This window comes from Clostridium sp. YIM B02569 (assembly GCF_022320765.1).
Taxonomy (GTDB): domain Bacteria; phylum Bacillota; class Clostridia; order Clostridiales; family Clostridiaceae; genus Clostridium; species Clostridium beijerinckii.
The window spans coordinates 63133-77891 of record NZ_JAKJJX010000007.1; the positions used below are offsets into that span (position 1 = coordinate 63133).

Genomic DNA, 14759 nt, shown 5'->3' on the forward strand with positions numbered 1-14759 from the left:
TATTTAACAATGATAAAAATCAACCGATTCGATCAGCTGGGATTATACCCCCAAACTGCCGATTTATAATATTAATTTTAAATATTTATAATGCAAGATCCTTCCTTATAATCCCTTAAAAATAATGGAATTTGATCAATTGGTGCATCTACGAGTATTGTTTTCCCACCTTCCATTTCTTCTTTTGTCCATGCATTAGTCCAATTTGAACCTACTGGTAGATATACCTCACGTTCAGTCTGACCTTTTTCCATAATAGGTGCAACTAGGATATTGGGCCCAAACATATATTGCGATTCATTTTCCCAACAGAGTTTATCCTCTGGAAAATCATAAAACATTGGTCGCATGACTGGAGTTCCCTTTTTATGTGCTTCTTCCATTAAAGTAGTAATATAAGGCATCATTGCTTCTCTTATTTTCAAATACTTCTTGCAGATTTCATATACCTTATCTCCATAAGACCATACTTCATTATCAGCACCAGATACACATTCAGCTCCACCTGTTGTTCCATACTGAGGTTTGAAAGGCCAGCGATAACCATGAAGTCTCATAACTGGGCAGAAAGTTCCGTATTCAAACCAACGGATCAATACCTCATGGAAATCTGGATCATCAATATGTCCTCCGAAGAATCCTCCAATGTCTGTAGTCCACCAAGGAATTCCTGCAAGTCCCATATTTAATCCTGCTGCAAACTGATTTCTGAGACTTTTAAAGGAAGAATGTATATCACCTGACCAAACCAATGCACCGTATCTTTGAGATCCAGCCCATGCACAGCGTAACAAATTAATTATACCTTCCTGTCCTTCTGCTTTCATACCATCAAAGAATGTTTTTGCATACATCATAGGATAAATGTTTCCTACCTGCACATTTGGTCCTAAATGATATCGGTAATTTTCGAAATCATAAACGCTATATTCAGGCTCTGCTTCATCAAGCCAGAAAATCTTCACACCCTTATCGTAGTAATTTTTCTTAGCTTTCTGCCATACATACTCTCTTGCCTCAGGATTAGTAGGGTCATAATGTATAGTATTTCCCATGAAATTCATACAAATTCGGAAACCTTTATCTGTTCTAACGAGCAATCCCTTATTCATCATTTCATCAAAGTTTTCACTTCTATAATCTACAGTTGGCCAAATAGATACCATCAATTCAATTCCCATATCCTTAAGTTCTTTTATCATAGCATCTGGATCTGGCCAGTATGTTGGATCAAACTTCCATTCGCCTTGTAGTGGCCAGTGGAAAAAATCTACCACAATAACAGAGATAGGAAGATTGCGTTTCTTATATTCCCTTGCTACTTCTAAAAGTTCTTCCTGGGTCTGATAACGTAACTTACATTGCCAGAATCCCATAGCGTATTTTGGCATCATAGGAACTTTTCCAGTTGCATCAGCATATGCTTCTTCAATCTCTGCTGGAGTGTCTCCTGCAGTAATCCAATAGTCCAGCTTCTTTGTAGAATATGCTTCCCATGTAGTAATATTCTTTCCAAAATTCACACGTCCAACTGCTGGATTGTTCCAAAGAAATCCATAACCCAAAGATGATAGAGCAAATGGCACGCTAGCCTGAGAATTTCTGTGGGCTAACTCTAAATCTGCTCCTTTCACGTCTAAGAACGGCTGTTGATATTGCCCCATACCATATATTTTTTCATCTGGATTAGAAACAAACCTCATACTTAGATGATAATCTCCTCCTATAATCGGCTTGAATTCTCTTCCTTCGACTTCAAGAGAACTACAAGTAGAACTATACATATCCTTACGATTACGAACATACTCCTCTAACAGCAATTCACCTTTCTGATTATAAAATTCCAATTTTCCAATCTGATTAATAACTGCTGTAATCTTACCATTTACGATTTTTGCACTATACTCCTCAATACTTATCTTAGCATTAGATATTTTTGGTTCTATAAGCGCCCAATCCTCCATAGGCATATCTGGTTCTTTTGTGGCTTTAATCCTTAAACTATTTGGCCCCCACGGCATGATAATAAGACGTTCTGCATCATATCTATAGCAAAGAGCTCCATCCTTTTCCTCAAAATATCCTAATAAAAATTCTCTGTTATCATCAAATTGTCCCATATTAATCCCTCCTATTTATTATTCTTCTCAGTCTATTGTGAATTCCTCAAGCATTTATTTACCTAACTTTTTTCCTGTAATATTTTAATTATTCTTTTACTGCACCACTAGTTAGACCACCGATTATATATTTTTGCATGAATATAAATATTGCTACTACCGGAATTATAGTGAGTGTACCAAAAGCCATTATTTTATTCCAAGCTAAACCGTATTGACCCATAAAATTATAAATTCCTGCAGTCATTGGCCTCATGCTTTGCTCATTCATAAATGTTAAAGCAAAAATCAAATCCCCCCATGCAAATAAGAATGAAAATACTGCAGCCATTATAATACCTGGATAAGATACTGGAAGTATAATTCTTATAAAAGCCTGGAATGTATTGCACCCGTCAACCCTGGCAGAGTCCTCCAGCTCCTTAGGTATGGATAAAAAATACGTTCTTAGTATAATTACAACAAATGGTATAGATATTGTGCAGTCAGCAAGAATAGGTGATAAGTACGTATTTAATATTCTAAATCTCCCAAATATTATAAACATTGGTGTTAATAATAAAGTTGCCGGAAGCATCTGAGTAATAAGAAATGATTGAATAAATAGTTTTTTACCTTTAATTCTATACCTTGCAAGACCATATGCTGATGGCACTGCAAAGAGCAATGTGATCACAAGAACCGAAAAACTTATGAAACAGCTGTTAAAAAAACCTTTGAATATACTATATTCACCAGTTATTTGAGCAGCATATGCACTTAATGTAAGCTGTTCAGGAAAAAAGGTCGGAGGATTTCTAAATATTTCAGCATCACTTTTAAATGAACTTATAATTACCCAATATAAAGGGAATAGGAATATTGCTCCAACTATTACAGCTATAATATTTAAAATAATGTTAGTTCTCGGTTTAATATATCTTCTTTCCTCCAAATTACATCACCTCATCTTCTTTTATTAATTTTACATAGAATAGGCTTACTATAAATAGAGTTAAGAACAGAATATTGGCTACTGCTGAACCTTGGCTATAGCTATATTGATTGAATGATAGCTTATATGATAAAGTAGACAAAACTTCTGTTGCATTTACGGGTCCACCATTTGTCATTATAAAAACAAGGTCAAATACTTTAAATGTATAAATAAATCCGAGCATTAACACTGACAAAATTGCAGGTTTTATAGATGGAATAGTTATATAAAATAGTTTTTGAAACCAATTTGCTCCATCAAGACTGGCACTTTCATAAATAGATTTAGGAATCGTACTCAATCCAGTTGTTAAAAGAATCATATTAAAAGGGATTCCAACCCATACGTTAGTTATAATAAGTCCCCACATTGCACTATTAGGCTGTATAAGCCAGTCCAAAGGCTGATTTATAACATGAAGATTCATAAGTATTTGATTAATAACTCCACCACTTGGACTAAACATAAATTTAAATGATAATGCATTAATAGTCATTGGTATTAACCAAGATACCATAACCAAACCTCTTATAAATTTTGAAAAAGTGAATTCTATATTAAAGAACAATGCAAATGCAAAACCTAGTACAAATTGAAAAATTATGCACACAACAGTATAATAAAGAGTATTTCCGATAGCTACCAGAAGCACAGAGCTTTTAAATAATTCTATATAATTCTTAAACCCTACAAATTCTTTTATTGGACTGTTTACAGTCATAACATTAACGTCTTGCAAACTTAGTAAAATATTATATATTATTGGATAGCCAACAAATAATAGCATAAATATAACGGCTGGTACAATAAACATATAACCTACTCTATTCTTATGCATATTTCTACCTCTTTTCATTTTCTATTTAATATGGATAGAGGGCTTTATTAAAGCACCTCAACCATATTAACATTTACAAAAATCACTTTAATACCGCATCAATCTTTGTTTGAGCTTCATCTAATGCTTCTTGAGGGCTCTTCTGCATTGTCAAAGATTCTTGGTATGCAGTGTAAATTGCTTCAGAAATTTGAGGCCATTTTGGATGTGGTCCTCTAGGCATAGCATACTGCATTTGATCCATGAAAACTGCTTTATTAGGATCTTCAGTCCAAACTTTATCGTTAGCTAAATCTTTTCTAGGTGGAAAATATCCTGTATTATTTATGAAGTCTCTAACATTATCAGCCTTTCCAATAAACTTTAAAAATTCCCATGCTTCTTCAGGATGGTGCCCTTTAACAATTCCTATATTCTCGCCACCAAGGACTGAAGCATATTTCTGATCTTTAGGAATTTTTACACATGCCCACTTCATATTAGGAGCATCACTCTTAAGTGTTGAAAATTGCCATGGTCCATTTATCATCATAGCTGCTTTACCTGTAGCAAACTGCTTCTCAACACCAGGTTGATCCCAATTAATACATTCTTTACTTAAAGACCCATCTTTAAGTAGGTCTGTCCACAATTGAAGTGATTTTACTACTTCTGGAGAATTAACTTTTTCTACACTTCCTCCTGAAGATAATAAGAAAGGCATAAATTGGAATGTACCTTCTTCGCTTTTCACAGCAGATAATGACAAACCATAAACCCCATCTTTTGTAAGTTTCTTCGCAGCTGTTCTAAGCTCATCCCATGTTTGAGGAGGAGTAACTCCTGCCTGCTTAAGAAGGTCCTCATTATAAAATAACGCTAAACAATTGCTATCCATAGGAATTCCATAATTTTTGCCGTTATACATTGTTGACTTCCATGGACCTTCAAAATAATTATCTTTTTCATCCCAGTCTTTAACTTTATCTGTTATATCTTCAAACATTCCCATTGCTGCAAATGCTGCATGATCAGGATTATCTATAACGGCAAGATCCGGTAGATTTTGTGCTGCTATTCCTACTGAAAACTGCTTCTTTATGTCTGCAAATGGTACATATTCATTTACTACTTCTACTTTATCTTGAGACTTATTAAATTTATCAACTAAATTATTAAATGATTTTTTTTCATTGTCGTTATAATAACTCCAAACTTTTAGCGTAACCTTCCCGTTAGTATTGCTAGCAGTTTGTTGAGTACTTGATGATCCGCAGCCAATCAAACTTAAAGAAAGTACAGCACTTATTATTAATGATATGGTTTTTTTCAATTTAATCCCCCCAACTTTAAAATTCATATCTTCGACATAAACTCACTTAGATAAATGTAAACATATACAATACAGGATGCGCATCTGTTACTATCATTATATTTCTTACAATATTCTAATCCAATTCCAAAGTTTTAATAAAAGTGTAAAAAACTAATCAATTTTATTTATGCATTGTAACGTATTTTCCTGCACAAACACCTGTAACGCTTTTAAAGACTTTACAAAAATATTTTGGATCATTGTATCCAACCCTCTTAGCAATCTCTCCTATTTTTAAATTACTACTAATAAGTAATTCCTTGGATTTATTTATTCTGTATTCCTTTAAATAGCTTGTAAAATTAGTTCCTACTTCCTTATAAAATAATGTAGAAAGATATTCAGGGGTGACATTAAGGCTTGCTGCTATATTTTCTAATGAAATGCATTCTGCATACTCATTTATTATTTTATTAATAGTCTTATATACAATTAAACTGTATGATGCCTTTGAATCTTTATTATTTAATTCAGATACTATATTTATTATATTTTTTAAAATATCCTCTATTTCACACCAGCTTGTACTATTTTTAACTTTTTCTAATATCCTTTCATTATTAATTTTAATAAACAACTCATAATTAATATCTTTCATTATGTTAATTATTGAAATCACGAAACAATCTACACCATCTATGATACTATCTGGATGATATTTGCCTGATTTGCAATAACTTAAAAACTTATTTATTAAATTGCTTAATTTAATATAGTCCTGCTCACCAATTGCAGCCATAATTAACTGCTCAATTTCCTTAGGATATTTAAAAGTTTTAGTGCATATGCTTGATGTTGCATTATCAGTAACTATAACATCCTTTTTCAATAACAATGACCATTTTAAATTCCTGTTTATTTCTTTCACTTTACTCGCAACTTCATCAATTGAGATTAATTTAGAAAGACCAGCAACAATACAGTTTTCAAATCCATTATCACGAAATAAATCAAATAATTTCTTATTTAATTCTTTTTCAATATTTACTTCCGAATCTTTTGATGTAAATAAGATTAATATTTCATTATTATATTCATACTCTAAATATATATATTTTAGATTTTCAATGTGCTTGAAAAAATTATCTAAACATTTTTTTAACAAATTATATCGCTCAATAGTGGTATTAATTAATTTAACAACCATAACATAATTAAAATTATATTCTTTTATCTTATCTGAATAGCTTTCATATATTTTATTAATCTTCATTTTCCCTTCTATTATGTCTATTATCATTTGTTCAAAAGTCATTATGTTAATTCTTTGATAACTTTCTTTTTCTATTTCCCTATCAATATCTTTTTCTATTTTTTCAAAGACATTTTTCAAGTCTTCAACTGTTATGGGCTTTAATAAATAATCAGTAACTCCAACTGAAATAGCTTTCTTGGCAAATTCAAATTCTGAATACGCTGTAATAATTATCATCTTAACCTTAATTTCAGATTCATTAAGCTTCTTAAGCATCTCTAATCCGTTTAATCCAGGCATTTTAATGTCTGTTATAACTACCTGTGGCTTTGTTTTTTCTATTATATTAAAACCTTCTAAGCCATCATTTGCTTCACCTATAACATGATAATTTTCGTTGATTTTAGGTAATAATTTTATAATTCCTCTTCTAGTCCTAATCTCATCCTCAATAACAACAATGTTCATATACTTCCCCCTGAAAACTTAGTTATTTTTAATATATCCAACATATATTATGAATAGAAACTCTAAGAAATATCTTATATAATTATTTTATTTTAGGTATTCTAATGCAAATACTTGTCCCTCTGTCAATTTCACTTTCTATATTGAACTTATAATAATCTCCATAATATATTCTAAGTCTTGATATTACATTTTCTATTCCAATATGCTCTCCTTTATTAATAATCTTAGCTTCACTTACAAGGCTATTAATATATTTTACTTTTTCACCATCCATTCCTTTTCCATTATCTTTTATAAAAATCACTATATCCGCTTCCTTCATTTCAATTGACACTTCTAAAATACCTCCAGATGTATAACCCTCAAAGCCGTGTATAATAGAATTTTCGATTAGTGGCTGCAGCATAAGCTTGTGTATTTTAAATTCCGGAACTTCTTTATCGAACTTAATTTCAGTTTTAAAGGAATTATCAAATCTGCTTTCCTGAAGATATAAATACTGCTTAAGCCATTGAATTTCTTGTGAAAAAGAAACTATTTTATTACTTTGATTAATTGAATATCTTAATATTTGACCTAAGCTTTTAAGCATTTTACTAATTTCATACTCCTCCTTTTCAATTGCCATCCAATTGATACAGTCAAGAGTATTATATAAAAAATGTGGATTAATCTGAGCCTCAATTGCTCTTATTTCTGCTTCTTTTTGCAATTTTACTGCTTCAGAAGTTAAATTCATCTGAATTCTAAGTTTTTCAACTAACTCATTAATATGAGATATCATCTTATTAAAGGTTAGTGCAATTATAGAAAACTCATCAGTTATATCCTCCTCTATCCTTACAGATAATTCTCCTTTCTGAGCTTTCTTCATTGCCGCAACAATTTCTCTTATGGAGCTTGTCAACCTATTTGAAACTAGCACTATAAAAAATATGAAAAAGAGTATTACTATAAAAATAACTATAATAATAATTCTTATGCTCAGATTTACTTCGGAAAATAATTTATTTTCATCAATTATATTAACAATATACCAGTTACTTATTTTTAAGCTCTTAGTGTTTACAATTAGTGAATTTCCTTTTACAATATGAGAATTAATTATAGTATTGTTTAGGTCCTCTGAATTTCTATCTTTTTTATTAGCTAAATAATATATATTTTTCCCAATATAATTTCTATCTTCATAAGATACTATTGTACCTTCATTATCTATAATTAATGAATATACGTTGATATTATTGGCATGCAGATCATCTGAATTTAAGTTATAAGTCTTTTGTAAAACGTCTTCATTTATGCTTATACAAAGAACTCCAATTATTCTGTCACTTGTAAAGTCAATTATATTTGAATACACATTGATCAAATTATACGTTTCTTCTACCAATGGCTGCGTATATGACATTCCGCTCCATATTGTTCCGTATCTGCTAGTCTCATCTTCATAATCATTTTTTTCAATTATATCGTCATACCTTTTCCAGATATCTGGTATTGCATGTCCATTTATTCTGTTATATGAAGCTATCTTATGATTTTTATTAGTGCGTATATCAATATTAACAATTCCCAGTTTTGAATAAGCGTAAACAGTTAATTTGCCTTTAATATCATTCAATGCCACTTGGGTATTTATATCCATATTACTTCCAATATCATATTTATCAATCAGTTTTGTGAGTTCATCATCGCTGGCAATCTGCATATCTAAATCTTCATAAGACGAAAGAGTTGTGTTTATGCTTTTAGCAGATTGTGTAAGACTGAAATCCATTAGCCTGGATATTTTATTTTCTATTTTATTAGTAGAATAATAATAAGAAAATATCTCAATAGATATGATTGGTAATATAGACAGAATCAAAAATGATGATATTAATTTTGTTTTAAAACTAGCCTTTTTTATATGATTAAATCCCATATTGTAAAAATACTTTTTATTACTCATAATATTCATCTCATTTCTTACGAATTATCAGACTCTATATTTAATAATTTATTTCTAAAATATAAAAAAGATAGATTATTTACTTTTTAAATATTCTATCTCTAATTATATAACATTTTTATTTAAATTACTTATTTTACCACAAGTTTCATATGTTGATATTAAAATCCCTATATTATAATCAACTTCTTTAATTGTTCCAACCTTTACAAACATCAATCCATTCATCATAACCAGAATACTTTTCTAATTCTTCTATGGTCACCTCTATTGCGCTATTACCGCTTCCACAAGCAGGAAACACAGTTTGAAATCTTTTTAATGATTCATCAAGATAGACTTTTACACCTTCATTTATAGCAAAAGGACAAACTCCACCAACGGCATGACCAATTAAGTTTTCAGTTTCCTCTAGTGTAAGCATTTTGGCTTTTGCCTTAAAGTGTGCTTTGTACTTTGGATTATCAATTTTCGCATCCCCAGCAACTACAATTAAAATCGGATTTTCAGCTACCATAAATGAAAGCGTCTTTGCAATCCTACATGGATCACAATGTAATACTTCTGCTGCAAGTGCTACTGTTTCACTTGACACGTCAAACTCTTGCACACGATTATCAATACCATATTTTTTGAAATACGCTTTAACTCTTTCTATTGCCATATGTAAAATCCTCCTCGTTTTCTACTTTAAAATTACACTTTTTATTCCATTTAATTGCAGCGTATTATATAAAAATCATATTATTTAATTTACATGATTCTTATTAATAATATTTTTAACTAAATTAATTTTGTATAGCAAAAGCATTCAGTTGTATGATCGTTAACCATTCCTACTGCTTGCATAAATGAATAACAAATTGTACTACCAACAAATTTAAAACCATCTTTTTTTAGTTGCTTACTCATTTTATCACTTAATTCATTTGAAGCCGGAACTTCTCCTATACTTCCCCATGAATTAATAATAGGCTTATTATCTACAAACTTCCATATATAATTTGAGAATGATCCACACTCTTCTTTAATTTTCAGAAATGCTTTTGCATTAGTTACAACACTTTCAATTTTTCTTCTATTACGAACAATACCTTTGTCTTGCATTAATTGTTCTAATTTTTCTTCAGTATATTTCACTATCTTTTCAGCTTCAAAATTATCAAAAGCTTCTTTATAGTTTTCTCTTTTTTTAAGAATAGTCCACCAACTTAAGCCTGCTTGAGCTCCTTCTAAGCACAACATTTCAAATAATTTCCTATCATCATATACCGGCACTCCCCATTCCTTATCATGATATTCAATATATAATTCTTCTTTTGTCACCCATTCACATCTTTTAATAATTTGAATCACTTCCTTTTAAGCTAAATCACAAACCTTGCTGTATTTTTCACCATTTTTTACATAAATCCAATCTTTATAAACACGTAGAAGTGTTAATTAATCTATATTATAAGTATATTTTACCATAAAATAAGAGCTTACATTACATAAACTCTTATCATAAATATCTTCATATTTTTCTAAACTCAAATCTTGGAAATAAAAATATTGGAATTGTATAAGTCTTGTTTGCAATTCCACCTTGCGTTACCCCTTTTAGATAAACTGCAAAATTAATTTTTCCATTAGCTAATGATTTTGTTATAGTTTTACCTGGATTCTTACCAGCCTTAACTTCTATTCCGTAAACATGCCCGTTTTCCCTATCTCTGTAGACAAAATCAAGCTCTCCATCACCATAAATCCCAAACATAGGAACTGTAGATATCTTATCCAAAAGACAGTGGTAAACAAACGTTTCATTTAATAACCCGCTAGATTCCGATGCTAATAGGTTTGCTTTTTTCATCACATAATTTGCCATACCAACATCTGACAAAAAATATCTTTGCCTCTTTTTTATATTGGTAAATTCAAAATCTATAAGCTTATCACAGTCTTTAACAAATTTTGACGTGTAAAACCATTGAAGTACTCTATTACAATTTTCCTTCGTGATATTACTTGAATATTGTTTGGTTATTATTTGCTGTAATTCTTCCGTATAACTGCTTTCCTTAATGCCTTTTTTCCCTCTAGCTAGAATTTCAATTATTGCGCTTATGCAGTCTTCAAACACTCTTGTAGTCAATATATCTCCATCAAAATATCTTGAAGATTCTTCACAAAATACTCTTAATAATTTTTCAAACAAATCATTAATATTTTCCTTATGGTTTCTTAAGTATTCGCATACTATCTCTGGATAACCGCCAACTTCTAAGTAATCTTTATATTTATCATAAAATAAATCATAATCCTTTTTATCGCCATCTCCATACAAATCTAATGACTCATAAGATTGTGTTAAATTAAGCGCATTAACAAATTCAGTAAATGATAATGGCTTTATTTCAAGGAAGTCTACATCACCCATTGGAGACCAAAACTCTTTCTGCATAACAACTCTTCCTAAATAACTTCCAGTCATGATAAAATGTGCCTTAAATTCCCTTGCAAATTGCCTTATCATATTATAAATCTTATAAGATTCTTGTATTTCATCTATTATAATTATGCATTCTTCATTGTCTTCAAAATTATTAGAGAATCTCTTAAACATCTCTTTTAATGTATTTGTTTTTTCCCTGTCTAATTTTCCTGATAGACGTTCTTCTTTTATTATATTATAAATTGTAAGTAAGTCCTCTCCTGTTTCTTCCAACAGATTTATATATATTAAATGCTTATAATTTTCTCTCGCAAATTTTTTCACTAAATAAGTTTTTCCTACCTGTCTTGCACCTTCTACTAATAGTACCTTATTATTATGATTATTTTTCCACTCTAATAGCTTCTTATATGCATCTCTTTTAAGATCTATTATTTGTTTTTCCACGTTTCTCACTTCCTTACAATTCAAGCTATAATCTTGTCTAGTTTCTACTAAATTATATCTTAAAATTTATTTTTCAATAATAATTTTACCACTATTTAAATATACCAGCAATAAAGCTTGTAATTTTCTAAATTCTTATCTTTTTTAATTTTACGTGTCAAATTATAGCTTCATCTTTCTACTTTTCTTTTGCTCATACATCAATTTATCTGCACATTTCAAAATGTCATGGATATCTTCCTTAGCGTTACTACAGCATGCCACTCCATAACTGAATTTAAGTTCATATGGTTTCTCTTTAGTTTTATTATATGCCTCAATGTTTTTATTTAAATTTTGAATATAATTATCAACTATTTCTTGCCGCTCAACTTCTAATAAAATTAAAAATTCATCTCCGCCCACACGTATTAATTTTTTTCTTCTTAGCGAGAAACTCTCAATTAGTAGATTAGCAAACATTTTAAGTGCTTCATCGCCTTCCTTATGCCCAAATTTATCATTAACACTTTTAAAATCATCTATATCAATATTAATTATAAAAAGCTTATTAATCCTCTTAAAAGATATATTTTCAATATAGCGTTCATAGGATGAATAATTTTCTAATCCCGTCAGCCTATCTCTATGTACCTGATCATTTAATATGAAGATATAAATAATAACTATCATCATTGCAGTTCCATTCCAAATAGTTAGATAACTAGAATATACAACCTGAATACCTGTAAATACTCCTGCTGCAATATAGAATAAATTAAATATACGAAGCTCCCACCAAGAAAACCTTTTACGCTGTTTGTAAATAAAATATAAGTTGTACCCAAAGTAAAAGTAACTTACACAAGGTAATATAAAAAATAAAGGTCCACGTTCATAAGTATTTTCACTAGTTACATAAAAAAGCACGTTTACACTATAGCTTATAAATGCCATTATCCCATTTATGAGTAGCGGTAATAAAAGTATTTTATTTAGTTTGATTTTATCTTTCTGATACCTATTTACCCATTCTTTACTGAATATATATCCTAGAAATGGAATGATAGGAGTCACTGAAAATCCAAGAACATTGACAATCTTTTGCATTACCATAAATTGTTTTAAATTTGGATTATTTAATATAACGCTTAAAATCTCTAGCATTATGGCAAATGCTGTTAACCCCATGGTCCACATAAATAATCTATTGGTTATATTTTTTCTATTCATATTAAAATAAGTATGTCCAAATAAAATAAGCAATAAAATAAATAAAACTATATTAACTTGAACCGGTGAAAAAATTGCCATAATATATTAACTCCATTTCTATTAAAATATAGGATATACTTATAATTATTCATAGATCATACTTAATGATTCTTTTATAACTCCAATTTTTAAAAATATCTCGACCTTAATGTGTATAAAATTACCTTTATCATATTATACCACTACAATAATACTAATACAGATAAGTTTCGATTCAGTTTTATATTTTAAAATATAAATAAATAATCATTATATTAATTTCTTTTCAATTTTATTTTCTTCAAGTTCCATCAAGAATGAAGACTTTATAGTTAAGAACCCTTTTTCATTATTGCATATGCCTGCCCAATCTAAAATTGCAAATATTACAAAGCCTGGGCCAAATGCGCTTTGCCCTTCTTTAACTCCATGTACCTTATGTGCAACATAGCCTTCCACCGAATTCATTGGAAGCTTATCATTTCCAAGTCTAGCTCCCTTTGATCTGGCACTTCCTTTTGGCGCTTTCCCTCCATTATTTATTACAACTTCTACGGCTGCATTAAATGCTTCCCATGTTAATTGATCTGGAACAGGTATCTTAGGTGAAACAAGTCCATTTTTATTTGAATCGTAACTTATTTCACAAGAATCACCTCTAAATAATTTAATAGATGCATGTCCACCAGATTCATCTAACTTTTCTCTAATTCTTCTTGTAACTAGATTTCCTATACATACATCATTTCTATTTATATCTATGGTCACTTTATCTTGTTTTTCTTCAATTTCACTTTTATTATTAATTTCTTTTTCCACTAATTTAATTTCTTCTACATTATTTATAATTTCTCTATCAATATTCTTACTTTTAATATCTTCTTTTATTAGACCCGAATTCATTGAATTGCATTTCAAATTCTGTTTTTCTTCAATCTGCTTTATATGATTTTCTTTTACATCTTTACCAACACATGTATAAGACTTTAATTCATAATATAGCTCAATAATCTCACCTGCTGCAAATACTTTAGGAGAATTACTTATAAGCTTTTCTATCGCTTTGTTTAAGGTATATCTATTAATAACTTTTACATTCTCTGAATGAACTTCCATTTTCTTTATAATGCATCTCTCACTAAAAACTATAATTGACTTTACTAACTTTTCGTCTACTTTCAATAATTTTATTAAGTATTTTATATGAGTATTATTTTGCTTTATTGGATTATAAAACTTTTCCTTCTGTCCATTCTTTAAAGTTTGCATCCAATACTTACTTTTTTCATCTCCAAAAATCCATCCACTATAATTTTTTGATTCTAAAACATAAATTCCTGTCTCATGCAAATATATTAAATCAATCTCTGTTGTTTCTCCATTTTCTTTTGGTAAATATACATTAGTAAGTATTCTATGCTCCCCTTTTATTTTTTCTAAAACATTGAAGGATAGATACTCTCCATATTTGCCCTTGTCCATCATAACTCCAAAGAAACCATTGCCTGATTCTTTTTTGTAATTGCTTTTATCATACTTACTCTTCTTTAATGTTAAAGAAATAATAATTACTAAAATTATTATAATATATAACTCTATCATATAATTTCTCTCCCTTTACCCTTAATTTAGCAATCAAATAATCAAATTACATATTCTATACATAGTAACTATATTTTAACATAAATAATTGATGCTTATATAAAGTTTTATCAAAAAATCATTTTGCCCTCA

General features: G+C 29.6%; 12 protein-coding genes. All 12 read right to left on the reverse strand.

All coding sequences use genetic code 11. From position 1 onward, the window contains the following. Window positions 1–77: 77 nt before the first annotated feature. Entirely contained in the window at window positions 78–2120 is a 2043-nt protein-coding gene (locus L3B96_RS08220) for a glycoside hydrolase family 31 protein (RefSeq protein ID WP_238860193.1), read from the reverse strand. 88 nt (window positions 2121–2208) lie between these two features. Continuing rightward, window positions 2209–3054, reverse strand: coding sequence for a carbohydrate ABC transporter permease (locus L3B96_RS08225; protein ID WP_017210698.1), 846 nt, complete (start codon window positions 3052–3054; stop codon window positions 2209–2211). Window position 3055: 1 nt separating this feature from the next. After that, a complete protein-coding gene (locus tag L3B96_RS08230; RefSeq protein ID WP_017210699.1) occupies window positions 3056–3934 on the reverse strand; it encodes a sugar ABC transporter permease in 879 nt (292 codons plus the stop codon). A gap of 82 nt (window positions 3935–4016) precedes the next feature. Beyond that, on the reverse strand, window positions 4017–5246 hold the full coding sequence (locus tag L3B96_RS08235; protein WP_078115332.1) for a sugar ABC transporter substrate-binding protein: 1230 nt from the start codon (window positions 5244–5246) through the stop codon (window positions 4017–4019). 163 nt (window positions 5247–5409) lie between these two features. Beyond that, on the reverse strand, window positions 5410–6951 hold the full coding sequence (locus tag L3B96_RS08240; RefSeq protein WP_238860195.1) for a response regulator: 1542 nt from the start codon (window positions 6949–6951) through the stop codon (window positions 5410–5412). A gap of 82 nt (window positions 6952–7033) precedes the next feature. Next, a complete protein-coding gene (locus L3B96_RS08245) occupies window positions 7034–8908 on the reverse strand; it encodes a sensor histidine kinase (protein ID WP_238860198.1) in 1875 nt (624 codons plus the stop codon). 105 nt (window positions 8909–9013) lie between these two features. Beyond that, window positions 9014–9139, reverse strand: a complete 126-nt coding sequence (locus L3B96_RS27215; protein WP_257792335.1) for a hypothetical protein — start codon at window positions 9137–9139, stop codon at window positions 9014–9016. Next, window positions 9099–9572: a YbaK/EbsC family protein gene (locus L3B96_RS08250; RefSeq protein ID WP_238860200.1), complete on the reverse strand. Its 474-nt coding sequence runs from the start codon at window positions 9570–9572 to the stop codon at window positions 9099–9101. The genes L3B96_RS27215 and L3B96_RS08250 overlap by 41 nt, the downstream gene beginning before the upstream one ends. 119 nt (window positions 9573–9691) lie before the next feature. Beyond that, complete coding sequence (locus tag L3B96_RS08255; RefSeq protein WP_238860202.1) at window positions 9692–10264, reverse strand: DNA-3-methyladenine glycosylase I; 573 nt, start codon at window positions 10262–10264, stop codon at window positions 9692–9694. A gap of 160 nt (window positions 10265–10424) precedes the next feature. Then, window positions 10425–11792, reverse strand: a complete 1368-nt coding sequence (locus L3B96_RS08260; protein WP_238860204.1) for an AAA family ATPase — start codon at window positions 11790–11792, stop codon at window positions 10425–10427. Window positions 11793–11954: 162 nt separating this feature from the next. Continuing rightward, a complete protein-coding gene (locus L3B96_RS08265; RefSeq protein WP_238860206.1) occupies window positions 11955–13085 on the reverse strand; it encodes a GGDEF domain-containing protein in 1131 nt (376 codons plus the stop codon). A gap of 210 nt (window positions 13086–13295) precedes the next feature. Next, complete coding sequence (locus L3B96_RS08270; protein ID WP_238860208.1) at window positions 13296–14627, reverse strand: nuclease-related domain-containing protein; 1332 nt, start codon at window positions 14625–14627, stop codon at window positions 13296–13298. Between the last annotated feature and the right edge of the window lie 132 nt (window positions 14628–14759).